We start from the raw sequence: 19,871 nt of genomic DNA, 5'->3' as shown, positions 1-19,871 counted from the left end.
TCACCCGACGGACGATGTTTCACCCCCGTTTCCGGAAACGGCTAGGCTCCCACCGTGGCTGATATCCAGATCCCCGCTGACATCAAGCCCGCCGACGGACGATTCGGCGCGGGCCCCTCCAAGGTGCGTACGGAGGCGCTCGACGCGCTCGCCGCGACCGGCAGTTCCCTCCTCGGCACCTCCCACCGCCAAGCCCCGGTCAAGAACCTGGTCGGCAAGGTGCGCGAAGGCGTGCGAGACCTGTTCTCCCTGCCCGAGGGCTACGAGGTGATCCTCGGCAACGGCGGCTCCACCGCCTTCTGGGACATCGCGACCCACGGCCTGATCGACAACAAGTCGCAGCACCTCACCTTCGGCGAGTTCAGCTCGAAGTTCGCGAAGGCGGCCAAGCTCGCCCCCTGGCTGGCCGAGCCCACGGTCATCTCCTCCGACCCGGGCACACACCCGGAGCCGGCGGCCGAGGCGGGCGTCGACGTCTACGCCTTCACGCACAACGAGACGTCCACCGGTGTCGCCGCCCCCCTCAAGCGGGTCGCGGGCGCCGACGAGGGCGCGCTCGTCCTCGTGGACGCGACGAGCGGCGCCGGCGGTCTGCCCGTCGACATCGCCGAGACCGACGTCTACTACTTCGCCCCGCAGAAGTCCTTCGCCTCCGACGGTGGCCTGTGGATCGGCGTCTTCTCCCCGGCCGCGATCGAGCGCGCCGAGCGCATCCACGCGTCCGGCCGCCACGTCCCGGAGTTCTTCAGCCTCCCCACGGCGATCGACAACTCCCGCAAGAACCAGACGTACAACACCCCGGCGCTGGCCACTCTCTTCCTCCTCAACGAGCAGCTGGAGTGGATCAACGGCCAGGGTGGCCTGGACTGGTCCACGGCCCGCACCAAGGACTCCTCGGCCCGCCTGTACTCCTGGGCGGAGGACTCCAAGCACGCGACGCCGTTCGTCACCGACCCGGCCAAGCGCTCGCAGGTCATCGGCACGATCGACTTCGCGGACGAGATCGACGCCGCAGCCGTCGCCAAGGTGCTGCGCGCCAACGGCATCGTCGACACCGAGCCCTACCGCAAGCTCGGCCGTAACCAGCTCCGTGTCGCGATGTTCCCGGCGATCGACCCGGCGGACGTCGAGGCGCTGACGAAGTGCATCGACTACGTGATCGAGAAGCTGTAGAAGCTCCTTCCGATACGCCTGGTACATCTGATACGTCGACGGGGGCGCCCGGCACCACACAAGGTGCCGGGCGCCCCCGTTCCCGTACCGGAAAGATCAGCGGCTGAGTTTCCGGAACCGTCGCACAGCGAGCGGCAGGAACACGGCCGTGAGGATCAGCGGCCACACCCCCGACATCAGCAGGGCGTGCTGTTCGACCCACGAGTCGCCGCTGCCGACCGGGGTTCCGAACAGCTCCCGGGTGGCCGCGGCGGTGGAGGAGATCGGGTTCCAGGCCGCGACGAAGCCCAGCCAGTCCGGCATCAGCTGGGGCGCGACGAAGATGCTGGAGATCATGGTCAGCGGGAAGGCGACCGCGAACAGGCCGCCCGCCGCCTCCGGGTTGGGCACGAGAAGCCCGAGCCACACCCCGAGCCAGATCAGTGCGAACCGCAGCCACAGCAGCAGTCCGAAGGCGGCCACGAAGCCGAGCCCGCCGTCCGGCCGCCAGCCCATCACGAACGCCGTGAGCATCAGGATCGTCAACTCCGCGCAGGCGACGATCAGATCGGTGACGCCACGCCCGGCGACAACGGCGGACGGCGCCATCGGCATCGAACGGAACCGGTCGATGACACCCTTCGTGGCGTCGTACACGACGACCGTCGCGGTGTTGATGAACCCGAAGGCCATCGTCATCACGAACATGCCCGGCATCAGGAAGTCCTGGTAGTCCCCGCCGCCCGGCACCTTCATCGCGCTGCCGAACACATACCCGTACAGCAGCACGGACAGGATCGGGAAGCCCAACTGCCAGGCGATGTTGATGGGCTGGCGCTGGTAGTGGGTGAGCCCGCGGCGCACGATGTTCCAGCAGTCGGCGAGCGCCCAGTAGGCGCGGCCGTGCGTGGGCCGCTCGGCCAGGTCCACGGCGCTCATGCCGCGACTCCCTTCGTGTCGGTGGCGGCGGAAACCGGCTCCGTGCGATGCCCGGTCAGGCTCAGGAACACATCGTCCAGACTCGGCCTGCGCAGCCCGATGTCCTCGACCGCGATGCCCTCGTCCTGGAGGGTCCGCGCCACGTCGGTGAGCGCGGCCACCCGGTCGGTCACCGGCGCGTGCACCCTCGACTCGGCCTCGTCCGTCTCCGGTTCACCGTCCGCCACCCGGGCCACGACCTTGACCGCCCGCGGGATGTCCGCACGCTCCGTCACGACGACCTCGATACGGTCGCCGCCGATCGTGTTCTTCAGCCCGTCCGGGGTGTCGTCGGCGATGGCGCGCCCCTGGTCGATCACGGTGATGCGCGAGGCCAGCTTGTCGGCCTCCTCCAGGTACTGCGTGGTCAGCAGCACGGTCGTACCGCCTGCCACCAACGCCCGTACGGAATCCCAGACTTCACCCCGGCTGCGGGGGTCGAGCCCGGTCGTCGGCTCGTCGAGGAAGAGAACACTCGGGGCGAGGATCATGGAGGCGGCGAGGTCGAGACGCCGCCGCATGCCCCCGCTGTACTGCCCGACCCCCTTGTCCGCCGCGTCGACGAGATCGAACTGCTCCAGCAGCTCCCCGGCCCGCAGCCGGGCCCCCCTGCCGCCGAGGTGGAACAACCGTCCGAACATCTCCAGGTTCTGCCGTCCGGTGAGGACCTCGTCCACGGCCGCGTACTGCCCGGTGAGCCCGATGCGCTCCCGCACCTCGCGCGGCCGGCGCGCCACGTCGAGGCCCGCGACCCGCGCCCGTCCCCCGTCGAGCTTCACGAGCGTGGACAGGATGCGGACGGCGGTGGTCTTGCCCGCGCCGTTCGGACCCAGCAGCCCGTGCACCGTCCGCTCCCTGACGCCGAGGTCGAACCCGTCCAGCGCGCGCTTCTCCCCGTACCGCTTCTCCAGCCCTTCGGCCCACACCGCGTAACCGTCCACGCCACCCCTCCTGCTCGCCGACCACAAACTGAGTACGCCGTACTCTAAAGAGAGTACACCGTACCCAATTCCCCCGCAGGGATTATTCTGAGGCCCATGACGAGCGGTACGGAGACCAGCGGCAGCGGCGACATCGTCCGCACCCTCGCCCTGCTGTGGGACACCGGCAAACGCCCCAGCCGCGGCCCCAAACCGGGCCTGAGCCTCGACGCGATCGTGGAAGCGGCCATCCGGGTGGCGGACGCGGACGGCCTGGACGCGGTCTCGATGCGCCGCCTGTCCACCGAGCTCGGCACCGGCACCATGTCGCTGTACCGCTACGTCCCCGGCAAGGCCGAGCTGCTCGACCTGATGCTGGACCGCGTCCAGCGCCCCTCCGAGGACCCGGAGGTCTTCGGTGAGGGCTGGCGGGCGGCCCTGGAAGCCCTGGGCCGCGCGACGCTCGCCCTCTACCGACGCCACCCCTGGCTGCTCCAGGTCAACCAGACCCGCCCGATCCTCGGCCCGAGCGCACTCGACGGCATGGAGAAGATGCTCTCCCGCATCAAGCCGATGGGCCTGTCCGATCCGGAGCTGGTCTCGGCGATCATCATGATCGACGGATACGTCTTCGGGGCCGCCCGCACGCAGGTGTACCAGCAGGAGGCGGAGCGCAGAACCGGACTGACGGACGCCGAGTTCTGGCAGGCCCACATCCCCGTCATCGAGAAGGTCATGGCCGACGGCCGGCACCCCTTCCTCGCCTCCCTCAGCGAGGACGCCTTCGGCACGGACTTCGACCACTTCGAGTTCGGCCTGCAGCGGATGCTGGACGGGCTGGAATCGCTGGTCGCCCGGCGCGCCGAAAGCTGACAGCTGACAGCTGACAGCTGACAGCCAAGGGCTGACAACCGGGGGACGCCTCAGCCCTTGCGCAGCAGCCGCTTGATCCCGAACACCGCGGCCAGGCCGACGGCGAGGGCGAGCGCGCCGACCTTGAAGTCGGCGTTCATGTCGCCGCCGCCTCCGTCGGCGGCTGCCGAACCGCCGCTCTTCGAAGGTGACGCGGAGCTCTCACCGCCGCCCGGAGCGCTCTCCGCCGCCACGCCACTGCCCGCCCCCTCGCTCCCGTACATGAGCTTCGTCCCGTCGGCCGAATAGGTGACGGACTCCCCCTGCCCCTGCAAGGGAACATTCAGCCGCCCCTGCCGCTTGATCTTCCCGTCGTTCCAGGCGTACGAGATCCCGCCGAAGTACCCGCGTACGGCGAGCTGCTTGCCATCGGGAGAGAAGGCGCCGTCGGTGGTCCAGAGGTCGATGGCGGGCCCGCGCCGGAAGACGTTCGTACCGGAGGCGGAGAGCTGGGCGGGGCCCTCGTACAGATGCCCGCCGTCCTCGTCCTTGTCGACGATGTAGACCCGCCCGGTCTTCGGGTGCACCATCATCGCCTCCGCGTTGCGGGCCCCGTCCGCGTACTTCACCACGTACTGCGTGGCGCGGATCGTCTGGTCCTTCAGCACCTTCGGCTCGGGCAGCTCGTAGATCCACACGTACGGCCAGGTACCGCCGAGGTTGTCGCCGATGTCGCCGACGTAGAGGTGGCCGTCGGGCCCGATGGAGATGGCCTCGACATCCCGGGGCGCGCCGACCCCGCTCATGGTGATGGTGGCGACGGTCTCACCCGTCTTGCTCTCGACGGCGTACAGATAGGCCCCGTCGTCGCTGTCGTTGTGGGTCCAGTAGACGCCGGGGTGGAGGTGCGAGGCGGCGAGTCCGCTGGACTCGGTGATCCGGGGGTCCTTGATCGTGAACCCGTCGTCCCCGTCGTCGGCCACGGCCGGTGCCGACAGTACGAGGACGAGGGCGGCTCCGGCGAGGAACGGAAGCGATCGGCGCATGGCCCAAGCCTGCCATCCCGCGCGAGCGGAGTCCGGGCGTGTCCCCCACGGATGCACGCCCCCGGGCGTGTCCAGCCTCACACACTCACGGCCCATGGCGCCCGTACCGATCGTCCATGATGAGCGGATGCTCAGGTTCATGCCCGTCGGCGACTCCATGACGATCGGAAGCGCGGGCGAACACACGTGGCGTTACCGGATGTGGCAGCACCTGCGCGCGACGTACGGAGGCCCGTTCAAGATCGTCGGCCCACGCGAGGCGCTGTACGACAAAGCGACGGAGTCCCCCGACTCGTACGAGTACGCGGACCCGGACTTCCCCAGGTCCCACCTGGCCGGCTGGGGCGAGGGCTGGCTGCACATGGCCCCGCTGATCGGCGAGGCGGTCCGGGCGCAGCGGGCGGACGTGCTGCTGGTGTCACTGGGCCTGATCGACCTGGGCTTCTACACGAACGCGGCCCAGACCGCGGAGAACGCCCACACCTTCATCGAAGAGGCCCGCGCCGCGAACGCCCGGATCCGCATGGTCCTGCTCCCGGTGATTCCCAACGTCCGCGCCGAGTCCGACGCCCCCTTCGCCACCGAGGTCTCCGCCTTCAACGAACTCCTCGCGAAGACGGTCGCCGACCTCGACGAACCCCGTTCCCCCCTCCTCCTCGCCTCCCCACCCCCCTCCTACGACATCAACCTCGACACCTACGACGGCACCCACCCCAACGCGAGCGGCGAGCACAAGATCGCGGAGGGTTTCGCGGAGGCGATGTACCAGGCCTGGGACCTGGGCGAGCCCTACGCCCCCTGACCGGCCGTCCGCATACGCAGCGCCTGGACGGACCAGTCGAGTACGGGCGCCAGGCTCTCCGGGGCCGACCAGCCGTTGATCACCGCGAGCAGCTCCAAGTACCGCTCCCTGCGAGGGTCGTTGACGGTCTCGAGGCGGGTGAGAACGTCCGCCGACTGAGCGGTGAGCGCCTCGACGATCGGCTCGGCCTCGGACGACCCCGGTTCGATCCCCGCCGCCAGGGCCGGTCCGACCCGGTCACGCACGACGGCGACGAGGCCACGAAGCGGTCCGATGCCACCAGGGCCCCGAGCCACCCGCTCGGCCTCGTGATCCGCAACCAACCCCCGCACAACTGCACGGAACTCCAGGTCCCGTGACAACTCGGCCAACTCCACCCAGGCCTCGACCTGTTCGACCTCCGGGTGGTCGGGCAGCTCAGGCGTGAACGACCGCCTGATGCCTACGAGGGCGTCGGAACGACCAAAGACGGCGTCGAGGAAGTCATCGATCAGATGCCGGCGTTCGTCCTCGGAGAGCATGGCCAGGTGCTGCATAAGTTCCATCTCCTCAGGGGTGGACCCACGCCTGGCCACCGCCGTCAACACCGCGTGCCGCAAGCGCAGGACGCGAATCTGCACCGCCAGCGCGTCCGCGTGCGCCGCCGCGACCTCGACGAGCGAGAGCTCGCGGTCCAGCACCCTCCGGATGGCGGGCAGGCCCACCCCCAGGTCACGCAGGGTCCGTACGAGGCCCAGCCGGGCGACGGCGTCGATGTCGTAGAGGCGATAACCAGCCGGGCTACGGCCGGTCGGCGGCACGATCCCCTGATCGGAGTAGAACCGAATGGCCTTGACCGTCAGCCCGGTCCGCCGGGCCAGGTCGCCGATCGAGTAGAGCGAGTCGAGCGAGTCGAGGGTGCCGCCGTCCATGCCCCCACCCTGACGCCTCCCCCTACGGGAGACACAAGCCCCAGCCGCAAAGTGACCGTTGGGCTGGCGGTGCGCCCCGTCGGCCGAAGCTCCGTTCGTGAGCGTGGGTTTGCTGCACGAGGTGGTGGGACAGGTGCCCCGGGGACGGTGAAGTGACCGTGGGGGCCGCCCGCTTCTTGGTCAGTGTCGTGCTTCCACGTGCCGAGTAAAGGGCGCTCCGCTCCGCTACGCGTCGGCTACGCCGATCGGCCTGCGGCCGCCCCTTGACTAGGCACGTTCCAGCACGTGGGAGAAGCGAGCGGGCGGCCCGGAAAGACGGGTGGCCGAGGTCCGCCGACGGGTGAGGTGGGTTGGGCTGTGGGCCGGGGTGGACGGACGCGGACGCGCCTCGGCGGCACGCCGGGTCGGCTCAGCGGCTTGCGGTGAGTGGGTGGAGCGCGGTCGTGCTTCGGGGGCACGCCGGGCCCGCTTGGCGGCGGACGGGTGGTGGGGGCTGCGCGTCGGCGGGGTGGTGGCATGCCGGGTGGGCTTGGCGGCTTGCGGGTGGTGGGGGCTGCGCGTCGGCGGGGTGGTGGCATGCCGGGTGGGCTTGGCGGCTTGCGGGTGGTGGGTTCGAGGCGGGGGCGGGTTGCACCCGGAGGGTGGGAGCCGGGGGAGGGCGGCTCCTCATCTGCCACACCATCCTCACCGATCACGCCTCCGGGGGTAATTGGAAGATTTGGGCCACGCTTACGGCTGCTGACCTGGGGTTTTCCATGTGCGGGCTGGCCCAAAGTCGCCAATTACTGGGACATGGCCTGCTCTCCGCACCCCGGAAAGGTGCGGGGTGGGTTCGGAGAGGTTCGGAGGGGACTCCTTGCCGTCCGGAACGTCGCCCATCCCGCCACTGGCCGTACCCCACCGAACCGACCCGGTGTGCCGCCGCCGCGCCATGCTGGTGCGCTCCCCCTCCCCCTCCGCCTCCCGATCGGCCGTCTGTCGCCAAGCCGACCCAGCTGCCGCCACCCCGCCGACGCGCAGCCCCCACCGCCCGTCCGCCGCCAAGCCCACCCGGCGTGCCGCCACCCCGCCGACGCGCAGCCCCCACCGCCCGTCCGCCGCCAAGCCCACCCGGCGTGCCGCCACCCCGCCGGCGCGCAGCCCCCACCGGCCGCCCGCCGCTAAGCCGTCCCGGCGTGCAGGCGAGGCGCGAGCGCGGCTCCCGTCCACCCCGGCCCGCAACGCAACCCACCTCACCCGCAAACCGACCTGGGCCACCCGTCTTTCCGGGCCGCCCGCTCGCTTCTCCCACGTGCTGGAGCGAGCCGAGTCAAGGGTCGGCCGGAGGCCGATCGCCGAAGGCGACGCGCAGCGCCCTTTACTCGGATCGCGGAAGCACGACACTGACCAAGAAGCGGGCGGCCCCAACGGCCACTTCACCGCCCCCGGGTCACCTGTCCCACCACCTCGCACAGCAGCTCCGGGGCCACGAACGGAGCTTCCGCCGACGGAACGCACCGCCAGTCCAGCGGCCACGTCCTGCCCGTGAGCGCCGGTACGCCCACGTATGCCAGTCCCCGGTCACCGCGCGTCAGGGGGCGTACGCCGGGAGGCCAGGTGTAGGGGGACACGGTTTGCGGGGGCAACAGGAAGTAGTGGTTCAGCTCACCGGTCAGTTCACGGACGATCGGCCCGGCGTCGAAGTCCGTACACAGCATGAGTTCGGAGGCGACACGTTCGGCGAGCGGTGCGCCAATCCGTACGGCGTCGAAGTGGATGCCCGCGTGGCGCAGGGCGTGGCCGGTGGCAGGGATCCAGGGGTGGATGTCCGGGGGGAAGGTTCTCGCGTTCATGACGCAAATGCTTACGGTTGCTCACATACTGTGACCAGGGGTTCGTAAGGGCCGTGCGAGGCTGTGTACTTGGGGAGGTCTGTGTGCACTCCGGTGATCGTGGGTCGGAGTCCTTCGGCGCGCTGGTGCGGTTCTTCCGCGAACGCACCGGGATGACTCAGGAGGCCCTGGGCAACCACGTCGGCTACTCAAAGTCGCAGGTGGCGATGGTGGAGCGGGGTGAGCGGTCACCCAAGGGGAAGTTGATCGAAGTCGCGGACCAGGTGCTGGGTGCACAGGGTGCACTACTGGTGTTGGCGGAGAAGGAGTTCGGGAGCAACGGGCTGAGGCCGTGGACCGAGGACTACCTCGCAGAGGAGAAGAAGGCAGCTGCCTTGCACGTGTATCAGACCCATCTGATCCCAGGTTCGCTTCAGACCGAGACGTACGCGCGGGCGGTCTACACGTCCAACCGCTGCCCGAGTTTGGACGACGAGGAGATTGAGCGGCGGGTGACCTCCCGGATGGAACGCCAACAACTCTTCAAACGCAAGCCAACTCCCAGCTTCAGCTTCGTGCTTGAGGAGACCACGCTGACCCGCCCCCTGGGCGGTCCAGCCACGCTCAAGGAGCAGCTGCACCACATCCTCGCCATCGGCGAACTCCGCAATATCGAGATCCAGGTCATGCCACACGATCGGCAGGACCACGCCGGGCTCGCCGGCCGCATGAGCCTTTTGGAGACAGCCGAGCGTCACCAGCTCGCCTACGTCGAAGGTCACCGAGGCGGCTACTTCGTGAGCGAACAGCCCGACGTCGGAGACCTGTTCGGCAAATATGGCATTCTGCGGGCGCAGGCTCACACGCCCGAGGAGTCCGCAAAGCTGATCGAGAAGGTGGCACGGGAGCTATGAGCACGGACTTCCACTGGTTCAAGAGCAGCCACAGCGACGGCGAAGGCGAATGCGTCGAGATAGCCATAGCCCCCACCACCATCCACATCCGCGACTCCAAAACCCCCGAAGCCCCCACCCTCACCATCACCCCCACCACCTGGACCACCTTCCTGGCCGCGCTCACCTGACCCCGTGTCCCGGTCACCGTGCGTATCGTTGTACTGCGCGGCTCCACTCGACCGGGTTGCGGCCGGGGAGGAGCGCCACCATGACCGTCGTAGAGAACGACAGGATCGCCATGGCCACCATCAACGAACAGATCTTGGATGAGATGTTCGACCAGATGACCGTCCCCGAGGGCTACAAGGCCGAGATCGTCGAGGGGGCCATCTACATGTCGCCGCAGCGCCACGTTCACTGGCAGACCATCCGCAGGATCGTCCGGGCGCTGGAGGACACATTCGGCATGGACGTGCTCGTCACCTCGGACGAGCGCATCGACTTTCCCGGGCACCTGAACGGCTTGGCGCCTGACGTAGTGAAACTGCGCAACGGAGCCCAGCAGAACGCAAAGGGTCACTGGCTCCACCAAGACGCCGAGTTCGTCGCAGAAGTCATCTCCAAGGACACCGCCAGGAACGACTACGGCCCCAAGAAAACCGCCTACGCGCTCGCCGAGGTCCCCGTCTACCTCATCGCCGACCCGTACCAGGGCAGGTGCCACCTCTTCACCCAGCCCAAGGACGGCGGCTACATCAGCGAGCTCTCCATCTCCTACGGGGGAGACGTCGACTTGACCACCACCCTCGGCCTCACTCTCAAGACCGACGAGTTCCCCCGCGACTAGCACCCTCCTCGCCGAACGAGGCCAAGCCGGCGCCAAGAAGCTCCGCCGCGCGGCGCACGTCGGCGGTCACGGCCTCAAGGAGCCGCGCGGGCGTACCGGCGCTCTCCAAATGCTTCCGCATGCTCTGCGACTGGACGTCCCACAGCCCGAGCAGGGCGATGGCCGCGATCCGTGACTCCGGGGCATCCGGGGTCGTACCGGCCGCGGAGACGAGCCGGACGGTCGTGTCGCGATGGTGGGCGCGCATGCTGACCGTGGGGCTGCCCGCGGTGCTGGACGACCTGGACACGTAACCAGGTCACCGTGCGTATCGTTGTACCGCGCGGCTGCACTCGACCGGGTTGCGGCCGGGGAGGAGCGCCACGATGACCGTCCTTGAAGACAGGATCGAGATGGCCGAGGAAAGCGGCGCACTGACTCTGGACGTCATGTTCGAGTGTCTCGAGAAGATGCCCATCCCCGAGGGAACGAAGGTCGAGATCGTCGGGGGGAACATCTTCATGTCACCGCAGCGGCAGCACCACTGGGAGATCATCCTCGACATCGTGGAACAACTGCGTGGCAAGTACCCGCGCAAGCGGCTGGCGTCGGACGTACGCATCGACTTCCCCGGACACCTGAACGGTTTCGCCTGCGACGTGGCCGCGATGGCCGAGCGATCGGTGAAGGACAGCAGGGGCCGTTGGCGCTACCAGGACGTCGAGTTCGTGGCCGAGGTGATCTCCAAGGACACCGCCGCCAACGACTACGGCCCCAAGAAGCTCACCTACGCCCTCGCCGAAGTCCCTGTCTACCTCATCGCCGACCCCTACCAGGGCAGGTGTCACCTCTTCACCGAGCCCAAGCGCGGCGACTACACAGTCGAGGCGAAGATCGTCTTCGGTGACCCCGTGGACCTCGCCACCACCGTGGTCGGCCTCACCCTCCAAACCGAAGAGTTCCCCCGCGACTGACCCGCCACACGGGGTTTCTCCCTTGCCTAGAGCGCACTCCACCCCGTTGGCTAGGGGGTCATGAAGTACACGCAGCTCGGACGCACGGGACTCAAGGTCAGCCGGCTCGTCCTCGGCACCATGAACTTCGGACCGCAGACAGACGAGGCCGACAGCCACGCCATCATGGACGCGGCGCTGGACGCGGGCATCAATTACTTCGACACGGCGAACGTGTACGGCTGGGGCGAGAACAAGGGCCGCACGGAATCGATCATCGGCAACTGGTTCGCGAAGGGCGGCGAGCGGCGCGACAAGGTCGTGCTCGCCACCAAGGTGTACGGGAACATGGCCGGGGAGGGGGACCCCTGGCCCAACCACGACAAGCTCTCCGCGCTCAACATCCGCCGGGCGGTCGACGCCAGTCTCCAGCGGCTCCAGACCGACTACATCGACATCTACCAGTTCCACCACGTCGACCGCAGCACTCCCTTCGAGGAGATCTGGCAGGCGATCGACGTCCTGGTGCAGCAGGGGAAGATCCTTTACGTCGGGTCCTCCAACTTCCCCGGCTACAAGATCGCCCAGGCCAACGAGATCGCCGCCCGGCGCGGCGGCACCATCGGCCTCGTCAGCGAGCAGTGCCTCTACAACCTCGCCGAGCGCCGCGCCGAGATGGAGGTCATCCCGGCCGCGCAGGAGTACGGGCTCGGAGTCATCCCCTGGTCGCCGCTGAACGGCGGAATGCTCGGCGGGATCATCAAGAAGGAGGTCGAGGGCGGACGCAGGGCGAGCGGCCGGGCCGCCGACACCCTCGCCAACCCCTCCGCACGCGCGCAGATCCAGTCGTACGAGGATCTGCTCGACAAGCACGGGATCGAGCCCGGCGAGGCCGCACTGGCCTGGCTGCTGACCCGGCCCGGCGTCACCGGCCCCATCGTGGGCCCGCGCACCGCGCAGCAGCTCGAGTCGGCGTTGCGGGCCGTCGAGCTGGAGTTGAGCGTGGAGCTGCTGGCCGGGCTCGACGAGATCTTCCCGGGGACGGGGCCGTCCCCGGAGGCGTTCGCCTGGTAGGGCACTCGTAGTGCGGCACGGCGGGGGTGGTCGGCTACTTGACCGCCCCCGCCAGCGCCACTACGACGAACATCAGCACGAGCACACTGGCCATGATCCGGTTTCGGGTCTTCGGGTTCACGCCATCGAGGTTAACCGGCCGCCGCAAACCGTCTTCAGGCGCCCGCCTCCAGTGGCCACCGCGCCACCGTCTCGTACCGCGGTTGTTCCCCCGGCACCCCCGACTTCGGCAGATTGCTGCGGACGAGACACAGGTCCGCCACCGTCCACTCCCGCCCGGCGAAGGCGAACAGGGTGGTGACGTACGTCTCGAAGTCCGTGGTGGTGCGGCTGCGGGCGACCGTCAGGTGGGGGCGGTAGCGGCGGTGCTCGCCCATCGGGACGCCCGCCTTCCGGGCCGCCGCCTCCGCGCGGTCGGCCAGCAGGCGCATCGTGCGGACGTCTCCCGAGACCCCGGTCCACAGCGCCCGGCCGCCGAAGTGGCCGCCGCCGTGGAGGGCGAGCGGGAAGGGGGCGGTGCGGTGGGCCGCGCGGGCCAGGCGGTCGGAGAGGTCCGGGATCGTCTCGTCGTCCACCTCGCCGTAGAAGGCCAGGGTGAAGTGCCAGCCGGGGCGGCCCGTCCACCTCAAGTCGGCCGCGCCCGGCAGGCGGTGCAACTCGTCCACCATTGCGCCGAGTTCACGTACCGCATCCTCCGGTGGCAGCACGGCCGCGAAGAGTCTCATGACGTCACCCTTCCAGGGAATGGATCAGCGGGCGAGCGTCCCCGCACCATGGATCGATCGAGATACGTCGACGGGGGACGTCCGCATGCCTGTGCTCGCCGGATACATACAGGCCCTGGGCCGGCCGCCGTACTCACGCCACAGCGGCCAGCTGCTCCCTCGGCACGAAGCGGACCTGGGGATGGCCGTGGTGCCAGCCGACCGAGACGCGCAGGTTGCCCATGCGGGCCAGGACCAGGCCGATGGTGGTCGCCGCGGCGGCCGAGACCAGCCCGCCGAGGGCGAAGCCGACGCGCGGGCCGTAGGTGTCGGTGACCCAGCCGACGAGGGGCGCCCCGAGCGGCGAACCGCCCATGAAGACCATCATGAACAGCGCCATGACGCGGCCGCGCATCGCGGGGTCGGTGGCCATCTGGACCGCGGTGTTCGCCGTGACGTTGACCGTCAGGCCGAAGATTCCGATCGGGACCATGAGGAGCGAGAACAGCCAGAGGGAGGGGGCCGCGGCCGCCACCACTTCCAGGATGCCGAAGGCCACGGCCGCCGCGATCAGAACGCGCAGCCGGGCCGTGCCGCGGCGGGCGGCGAGCAGCGCGCCGGTCACCGAGCCGAGTGCCATCAGCGTGTTGAAGAGGCTGTACGCGCCGGCGCCCGCGTGGAAGATGTCGTCCGCGTACGCCGACAGGAAGACCGGGAAGTTGAAGCCGAAGGTGCCGATGAAGCCGACGAGGACGATCGGCCAGATCAGCTCGGGGCGGCCGGCGACATAGCGCAGGCCCTCCCGGAGCTGGCCCTTGCCGCGGGGTGCCCGCTCGATCGCGTGCAGGTCGCGGGCGCGCATCAGCAGCAGTCCGGCGATGGGGGCCACGAAGGACAGGCCGTTGAAGAGGAACGCCCAGCCGGTGCCCACACCGGTGATCAGCACGCCCGCGACGGCGGGGCCGATGAGGCGGGCGGACTGGAAGTTGGCGGAGTTGAGGCTGACCGCGTTCTGGAGCTGGTCCGGGCCGACCATCTCGGAGACGAAGGACTGGCGGGCCGGGTTGTCGACGACCGTGACGAGGCCTACGGCGAAGGCCGCGAGGTACACGTGCCAGACCTGGACATGGCCGGAGAGGGTCAGGAGGGCGAGCGCGAGGCCGGTGACGCCCATGGCGGTCTGGGTGGCCAGGAGGGTCGGGCGCTTGGGGAGGCGGTCGACGAGGACGCCGCCGTACAGCCCGAAGAGCAGCATCGGCAGGAACTGCAGCGCGGTGGTGATGCCGACCGCGGCGGAGGAGCCCGTGAGGCTCAGTACCAGCCAGTCCTGGGCGATGCGCTGCATCCAGGTGCCGGTGTTGGAGACGACCTGGCCCATGAAGAACAGGCGGTAGTTCCTGACCTTCAGGGAGCTGAACATCGAGGAGGAGCGGGAAGGGCGCTCGGAGATCGGGTCGGGGGTGGGCAGGGTGTCGGGGGTGGCTGGTCCGGGGGCGGAGTCTGCTCCGGGTCCCGTACTCAAAAGGGCTCGCCTCCTTGGCTTCGCCGGCGTCGCGTCCGGGAGGGCGTCGGCGTCATGGGTGCGGCCCTCGTGAGGGAGGGCCGCCGGGGTGTCACAGATGCGCGAGTTTCTCCAGGACAGGAGCAGCCTCGCGGAGCTTTGCCCACTCGTCGTCGTCGAGGGCCTCGACCAGGCCGGCCAGCCACGCGTTCCGCTTGCGGCGGCTCTCTTCGAGCATCACTTCCGCCTCGTCGGTCTGTGTGACGACCTTCTGGCGCCGGTCCTCGGGGTGCGGTTCCAGCCTGACCAGGCCCTTGGCTTCGAGCAGCGCCACGATGCGGGTCATCGAGGGCGGCTGCACATGCTCCTTGCGGGCGAGCTCGCCCGGCGTGGCGGTGCCACAGCGGGAGAGGGTGCCGAGCACCGAGATCTCGGTGGGGCTCAGCGATTCGTCGACTCGCTGGTGCTTGAGTCGACGCGACAACCGCATCACTGCGGAGCGCAGAGCGTTCACGGCGGCAGCGTCGTCGCCATGGGTGAGGTCAGCCATGTCCTTAGGGTAACTCATTACTCTCGCTAAAGAGCCACCGGGTGCCCGTGATCCAGGCCACCGAACCCCTACATCACTCATACGAGTGAGGCGGGTCCAGAAAGTGACCCGTCCCCCGCCGGTGTCCGGCGACCCTCGACTCCATGGGGACCAGCGTGCTCAGCCTGCGGATAGACGGGGAGCTGCTCGACCGGCTCCGGCACCATGCCGCCAAACGCGGAATGAGCGTCCAGGACTATGTGGTCCGGACGCTCATTCGCGACGACTTCGACGAGCGGTTCCAGACCGCGGTCGAGGAGACGGAGAAGTTCTACGGGGTCACGTGACCCCTGGCTGTCAGGTCAGACCCAGCGCCGGCATCAGGTAGTAGAAGGCGAACACCGCCGAGACGGCGTACATCGCGACCGGGATCTCGCGGCCGCGACCCGCCGCCAGGCGCAGCACCACGAAGGTGATGAAGCCCATGCCGATGCCGTTCGTGATCGAGTAGGTGAACGGCATCATCATCATCGTCACGAAGGCCGGGATGGCGATCGTGTAGTCCGCCCAGTCGATCTCCTTGACCGAGTGGGACATGATCAGGAAGCCGACCGCGAGGAGCGCGGGGGTGGCGGCCTGGGACGGGACCATCGTGGCGATGGGGGTCAGGAAGAGGGCCACGGCGAAGAGCGAGCCGGTGATGACGTTGGCGAAGCCGGTGCGGGCGCCCTCGCCGACGCCCGCCGTGGACTCCACGAAGCAGGTGGTGGCCGAGGAGGAGGTGGCGCCACCCGCGGCGACGGCGATGCCGTCGACGAAGAGGACCTTGTTGATGCCGGGCATGTTGCCCTGGCCGTCGGTCAGCTTGGCCTCGTCGCCGATGCCCATGATCGTGCCCATCGCGTCGAAGAAGCACGACAGCAGCACGGTGAAGACGAAGAGGATGCCGGTCAGCAGGCCGACCTTGTCGAAGCCGCCGAACAGGCTGACCTGGCCGACGAGACCGAAGTCCGGGGTGGCGACCGGGTTGCCGGGCCACTTCGGGGTGGTCAGGCCCCAGGACGGGATCGTCGCGACGGCGTTGATGATCACCGCGACGACCGTCATCGCGACGATCGAGATCAGGATCGCGCCCGGCACCTTGCGCACCATCAGCGCGAGGGTGAGCAGCGTGCCCAGGACAAAGATCAGGACGGGCCAGCCGTTGAGGTGACCGTCGGCGCCGAGCTGGAGCGGGACCGTGGTCTGGGCGATGTCCGGGATGCGCGTGACGAAGCCGGAGTCGACCAGGCCGATCAGCATGATGAACAGGCCGATGCCGATCGCGATGCCCTTGCGCAGACCCAGCGGCACGGCGTTCATGACCCGCTCACGCAGACCGGTGGCGACCAGCAGCATCACGACGAAGCCGGCCAGCACCACCATGCCCATGGCGTCCGGCCAGGACATCCGCGGGGCGAGCTGGAGGGCGACGACCGTGTTCACGCCGAGGCCGGCGGCCAGCGCGATCGGCACATTGCCGATGACGCCCATGAGCAGCGTCGTGAAGGCGGCGGTCAGGGCGGTCGCGGTGACCAGCTGGCCGTTGTCCAGCTGGTTCCCGTACATGTCCTTCGCGCTGCCCAGGATGATCGGGTTCAGCACGATGATGTAGGCCATCGCGAAGAAGGTGGCGAAACCGCCGCGGATCTCGCGCGACAGCGTGCTGCCCCGCTCGGAGATCTTGAAGTAGCGGTCCAGGGCACCCTGTCCGGGGCCGGGCTCCGGCTGCTCCGGGGTGGGGGCCTTGGTGAGGGCCGAGGTGGACATGCGTGACCTCATACGTGCGGGGCCGTGGTGGCCAGAGGGCGCCGGGCGGGACGGCGCGCGGCTGGGAACTTGATCGAGTCTGGCTGTCGAGCGATCACCAGGAGGTTTCCTGAATGTTTCCATTGGTGTTTCGTACGAACAGAAGTAGCCAGGCTCAGGCCGTTTCAGTATGAACATATGAGTCCGAAATCGCCATCTCCGCGCGTAGACCCTTGGTATACAAGGGAGCCGACAGGGTCGGGCGAAGCCCCGGCCAGGGCCTCGTAAGCTGTGCTCATGGCGAAGTGGACCCCCAAGCACGAGGCGCCGGAGCCCCTGGAGGGGCCCGTCGTCGCCACCATCACGGGCGGCACGATCCTCTGGTTCGTCCTCTTCCTGGCGCAGCTGCCGTTCTACGGCTGGTTCGACGACCACGGACACCTCTGGTGGGTGTGGACCCCGCTGGCCGGCGCGGGCCTCGGACTGATCGGCATCTGGTACGTCCGCAAGCGGGACGCGGCCCTCAAGCGAGCCGCGGCGGCCGACGCGGGTGCCGCGAGTGACCCGGAGCAGTCGGCCACTGCTGCGGAGTAACCAGCCCCGCCTACCACCACGGCATCACTGTCCGCCGCTCCCGTCCTCCCCTGGTCGGATCTTTGGGTCACTCGGCATGTGAAGCCCTATTTCCGCACGTACCGTCGAATGCATGACCCACATCGACGCGGGCGCCGAACTCGATCCTGTGCACCCCGTGCCCCTGCCCGCCCCCGCGCGGGCGCACGGACTGTCCGCCGCCGAAGTGGCCGAACGGGTCGCGCGCGGCGAGGTGAACGACGTCCCGGTGCGCAGCAGCCGCTCCATGGGCGAGATCGTCCGCGCCAACGTCTTCACCCGGTTCAACGCGATCATCGGCGTGCTCTGGCTGATCATGCTGGTCGTGGCGCCGTTCCAGGACAGCCTCTTCGGATACGTGATCATCGCCAACACCGGGATCGGCATCATCCAGGAGTGGCGGGCCAAGAAGACCCTGGACTCGCTCGCGGTGATCGGCGAGGCGAAACCGACGGTTCGCAGGGACGGAGTCGCCGCCGAGGTCAGTACGTCTCAGATCGTGCTCGGGGACGTGATCGAGATCGGGCCAGGGGACAAGATCGTCGTCGATGGCAGGTGCGTCGAGGTCGACGGGCTCGAGATCGACGAGTCGCTGCTCACCGGTGAGGCCGACCCGGTGATCAAGCAGCGCGGCGACGAGGTGATGTCAGGCAGCTTCGTGGTCGCGGGCGGCGGCGCGTTCACGGCGACGAAGGTGGGCCGGGAGGCCTACGCGGCGCAGCTCGCCGAGGAGGCGTCACGGTTCACGCTGGTCCAGTCCGAGCTGCGGTCCGGTATCTCCACCATCCTCAAGTACGTGACGTGGATGATGATCCCGACCGCGATCGGCCTGGTCATCAGCCAGCTCGTGGTCAAGGAGCACGGCTTCAAGGAGGCCATCGCGCGGACGGTCGGCGGGATCGTGCCGATGGTCCCGGAGGGCCTGGTCCTGCTCACCTCCGTCGCCTTCGCGATCGGCGTCATCAGACTTGGCCGGAAACAGTGCCTTGTGCAGGAACTTCCCGCCATCGAGGGGCTCGCCCGCGTCGACATCGTCTGCCTCGACAAGACCGGCACGCTCACCGAGGGCGGCATGGACGTCACCGAGCTGCGGCCGCTCCAGGGCGCCGACGAGACATACGTACGAAGCGTCCTCGGAGCGCTCGGCGAGTCGGATCCGCGGCCGAACGCCTCCCTCCAGGCGATCATCAACGCCTACCCCGACAGCGAGGAGTGGCGCTGCACCGAGTCGCTGCCCTTTTCCTCCGCCCGCAAGTACAGCGGCGCGTCCTTCAGCGAGGGGAACGGGGAGACGAGTACGTGGCTGCTCGGCGCCCCCGACGTCCTGCTGCCCGCCGCGGACCCGGCGCTCGCCGAGACCGAGCGGCTGAACGAGGAGGGGCTGCGGGTGCTGCTGCTCGCCCGGGCGTCGAAGGACCTCGACCATCCCGGGGTGGCGGAAGGCGCGCGGCCCGCCGCCCTGGTCGTACTGGAGCAGCGGCTGCGCCCGGACGCGGCGGACACCCTGCGCTACTTCGCCGAGCAGAACGTCAAGGCGAAGGTCATCTCCGGCGACAACGCGGTCTCGGTCGGCGCGGTGGCCGGCAAGCTCGGGCTGACCGGCAAGGTCGTGGACGCGCGTCACCTCCCCGACGAGAAGGAGGAGATGGCGAAGTCGCTGAACAAGGGCACGGTGTTCGGGCGGGTCACTCCGCAGCAGAAGCGCGACATGGTGGGCGCGCTGCAGTCGCGCGGTCACACGGTGGCGATGACCGGCGACGGTGTGAACGACGTGCTGGCCCTGAAGGACGCCGACATCGGCGTCAGCATGGGCTCGGGGTCGGAGGCGACCCGGGCGGTGGCGCAGATCGTGCTGCTCAACAACAGCTTCTCGACGTTGCCCTCGGTGGTCGCGGAGGGCCGCAGGGTCATCGGCAACATCACGCGGGTCGCGACCCTGTTCCTGGTGAAGACGGTCTATTCCGTACTGCTGGGCGTGCTGGTGGTGTGCTGGCGGGTCGAGTACCCCTTCCTGCCACGGCACCTGACCCTGCTGTCCACCCTGACGATCGGCGTTCCGGCGTTCTTCCTCGCGCTCGCCCCCAACAAGGAGCGGGCAAAACCCCACTTCGTGCGGCGGGTCATGCGGTACTCGATACCGGGCGGCCTCATCGCGGGCACGGCCACCTTCGTGACCTATCTGGTGGCCCGTCACTACTACACGGGGGAAGAGCAGCTGGACGCGGAGACGAGCGCCGCGACGCTGACACTGTTCCTGATCTCGATGTGGGTGCTGGCGATCATCGCCCGGCCGTACACCTGGTGGCGGCTCGCCCTGGTCGCCACGATGGGCGCGGGGTTCCTGCTGGTGCTCGTGGTGCCGGGGCTGCAGGACTTCTTCGCGCTGAAGCTGGTGGGCACGACGATGCCGTGGATCGCGGTGGGTATCGCCGCGGTGGCGGCGGCCACCCTGGAGTTCCTGTGGAAGTGGGTCGACCGCCGCTTTCCCGCGTAGTTCTCTTACGGGTCGTGTTACG

At 68.9% G+C, this 19,871-nt stretch carries 21 protein-coding genes; 12 read left to right on the top strand and 9 right to left on the bottom strand.

Going from position 1 to position 19,871, the window contains the following annotated elements:
* The first annotated feature begins 54 nt into the window (after positions 1-54).
* Positions 55-1,173, top strand: coding sequence for a phosphoserine transaminase (gene serC / locus ACX28W_RS01800; protein ID WP_458996958.1), 1,119 nt, complete (start codon positions 55-57; stop codon positions 1,171-1,173).
* A gap of 96 nt (positions 1,174-1,269) precedes the next feature.
* On the opposite strand, the gene ACX28W_RS01795 is transcribed toward serC, so the two are convergent.
* A complete protein-coding gene (locus tag ACX28W_RS01795; RefSeq protein WP_362072422.1) occupies positions 1,270-2,091 on the bottom strand; it encodes an ABC transporter permease in 822 nt (273 codons plus the stop codon).
* Positions 2,088-3,071, bottom strand: a complete 984-nt coding sequence (locus ACX28W_RS01790; RefSeq protein ID WP_458996957.1) for an ATP-binding cassette domain-containing protein — start codon at positions 3,069-3,071, stop codon at positions 2,088-2,090. The genes ACX28W_RS01795 and ACX28W_RS01790 overlap by 4 nt, the downstream gene beginning before the upstream one ends.
* 96 nt (positions 3,072-3,167) lie before the next feature.
* Between ACX28W_RS01790 and ACX28W_RS01785 the strand changes: the two genes are divergently transcribed.
* A complete protein-coding gene (locus tag ACX28W_RS01785; protein ID WP_458996956.1) occupies positions 3,168-3,923 on the top strand; it encodes a TetR/AcrR family transcriptional regulator in 756 nt (251 codons plus the stop codon).
* Positions 3,924-3,973: 50 nt separating this feature from the next.
* On the opposite strand, the gene ACX28W_RS01780 is transcribed toward ACX28W_RS01785, so the two are convergent.
* The gene (locus tag ACX28W_RS01780) at positions 3,974-4,948 is read right to left on the bottom strand and encodes a TolB-like translocation protein (RefSeq protein WP_458996955.1); all 975 of its coding nucleotides are present in this window, start codon (positions 4,946-4,948) and stop codon (positions 3,974-3,976) included.
* 127 nt (positions 4,949-5,075) lie between these two features.
* Here ACX28W_RS01780 and ACX28W_RS01775 point away from each other — a divergent pair, with 127 nt between their 5' ends.
* Positions 5,076-5,750 carry an SGNH/GDSL hydrolase family protein gene (locus ACX28W_RS01775; RefSeq protein WP_458996991.1) on the top strand — a complete coding sequence of 225 codons (675 nt, stop codon included), beginning with the start codon at positions 5,076-5,078 and terminating at the stop codon, positions 5,748-5,750.
* Here ACX28W_RS01775 and ACX28W_RS01770 read toward each other — a convergent pair.
* Positions 5,738-6,661, bottom strand: a complete 924-nt coding sequence (locus ACX28W_RS01770) for a MerR family transcriptional regulator (protein ID WP_458996954.1) — start codon at positions 6,659-6,661, stop codon at positions 5,738-5,740. The genes ACX28W_RS01775 and ACX28W_RS01770 overlap by 13 nt on opposite strands.
* A 1,415-nt stretch (positions 6,662-8,076) precedes the next feature.
* On the bottom strand, positions 8,077-8,493 hold the full coding sequence (locus ACX28W_RS01765; protein ID WP_458996953.1) for a hypothetical protein: 417 nt from the start codon (positions 8,491-8,493) through the stop codon (positions 8,077-8,079).
* 125 nt (positions 8,494-8,618) lie between these two features.
* Between ACX28W_RS01765 and ACX28W_RS01760 the strand changes: the two genes are divergently transcribed.
* The 6 genes from ACX28W_RS01760 (at position 8,619) to ACX28W_RS01735 (ending at position 12,221) form a co-directional block, all read left to right on the top strand.
* A complete protein-coding gene (locus ACX28W_RS01760; protein ID WP_458996952.1) occupies positions 8,619-9,386 on the top strand; it encodes a helix-turn-helix domain-containing protein in 768 nt (255 codons plus the stop codon).
* Positions 9,383-9,556, top strand: a complete 174-nt coding sequence (locus tag ACX28W_RS01755; RefSeq protein ID WP_458996951.1) for a DUF397 domain-containing protein — start codon at positions 9,383-9,385, stop codon at positions 9,554-9,556. The genes ACX28W_RS01760 and ACX28W_RS01755 overlap by 4 nt, the downstream gene beginning before the upstream one ends.
* A gap of 80 nt (positions 9,557-9,636) precedes the next feature.
* Complete coding sequence (locus ACX28W_RS01750; protein ID WP_458996950.1) at positions 9,637-10,215, top strand: Uma2 family endonuclease; 579 nt, start codon at positions 9,637-9,639, stop codon at positions 10,213-10,215.
* A 158-nt stretch (positions 10,216-10,373) separates the two neighbouring features.
* Positions 10,374-10,508, top strand: a complete 135-nt coding sequence (locus tag ACX28W_RS01745; protein ID WP_458996949.1) for a hypothetical protein — start codon at positions 10,374-10,376, stop codon at positions 10,506-10,508.
* Between the two features lie 72 nt (positions 10,509-10,580).
* Positions 10,581-11,168 (top strand): Uma2 family endonuclease, encoded by a 588-nt coding sequence (locus tag ACX28W_RS01740; protein ID WP_458996948.1) that lies wholly within the window; start codon positions 10,581-10,583, stop codon positions 11,166-11,168.
* Between the two features lie 60 nt (positions 11,169-11,228).
* Positions 11,229-12,221 (top strand): aldo/keto reductase, encoded by a 993-nt coding sequence (locus tag ACX28W_RS01735; RefSeq protein ID WP_458996947.1) that lies wholly within the window; start codon positions 11,229-11,231, stop codon positions 12,219-12,221.
* A 155-nt stretch (positions 12,222-12,376) separates the two neighbouring features.
* Here the strand turns inward: ACX28W_RS01735 and thpR are convergent, their stop codons facing one another.
* The 3 genes from thpR to ACX28W_RS01720 all read right to left on the bottom strand — a co-directional run bounded on the left by thpR (position 12,377) and on the right by ACX28W_RS01720 (position 14,976).
* Positions 12,377-12,946: an RNA 2',3'-cyclic phosphodiesterase gene (thpR, locus tag ACX28W_RS01730; RefSeq protein ID WP_458996946.1), complete on the bottom strand. Its 570-nt coding sequence runs from the start codon at positions 12,944-12,946 to the stop codon at positions 12,377-12,379.
* A gap of 133 nt (positions 12,947-13,079) precedes the next feature.
* A complete protein-coding gene (locus tag ACX28W_RS01725; protein ID WP_458996945.1) occupies positions 13,080-14,447 on the bottom strand; it encodes an MFS transporter in 1,368 nt (455 codons plus the stop codon).
* A gap of 91 nt (positions 14,448-14,538) precedes the next feature.
* Positions 14,539-14,976, bottom strand: a complete 438-nt coding sequence (locus tag ACX28W_RS01720; RefSeq protein WP_362072398.1) for a MarR family winged helix-turn-helix transcriptional regulator — start codon at positions 14,974-14,976, stop codon at positions 14,539-14,541.
* A gap of 143 nt (positions 14,977-15,119) precedes the next feature.
* Here ACX28W_RS01720 and ACX28W_RS01715 point away from each other — a divergent pair, with 143 nt between their 5' ends.
* Positions 15,120-15,302, top strand: a complete 183-nt coding sequence (locus tag ACX28W_RS01715; RefSeq protein ID WP_054235178.1) for a hypothetical protein — start codon at positions 15,120-15,122, stop codon at positions 15,300-15,302.
* A gap of 10 nt (positions 15,303-15,312) precedes the next feature.
* Here the strand turns inward: ACX28W_RS01715 and ACX28W_RS01710 are convergent, their stop codons facing one another.
* Complete coding sequence (locus tag ACX28W_RS01710) at positions 15,313-16,764, bottom strand: NCS2 family permease (RefSeq protein WP_458996944.1); 1,452 nt, start codon at positions 16,762-16,764, stop codon at positions 15,313-15,315.
* A gap of 276 nt (positions 16,765-17,040) precedes the next feature.
* Between ACX28W_RS01710 and ACX28W_RS01705 the strand changes: the two genes are divergently transcribed.
* Together ACX28W_RS01705 and ACX28W_RS01700 are read left to right on the top strand one after the other, a co-directional pair.
* Positions 17,041-17,337, top strand: a complete 297-nt coding sequence (locus tag ACX28W_RS01705; protein WP_458996943.1) for a DUF2530 domain-containing protein — start codon at positions 17,041-17,043, stop codon at positions 17,335-17,337.
* A 112-nt stretch (positions 17,338-17,449) separates the two neighbouring features.
* Positions 17,450-19,849: an HAD-IC family P-type ATPase gene (locus ACX28W_RS01700; protein ID WP_458996942.1), complete on the top strand. Its 2,400-nt coding sequence runs from the start codon at positions 17,450-17,452 to the stop codon at positions 19,847-19,849.
* The last annotated feature ends 22 nt before the right edge of the window (positions 19,850-19,871 follow it).

Source organism: Streptomyces sp. SD15 (genome assembly GCF_054462255.1).
This window is presented reverse-complemented; position numbering and strand designations above follow the sequence as displayed.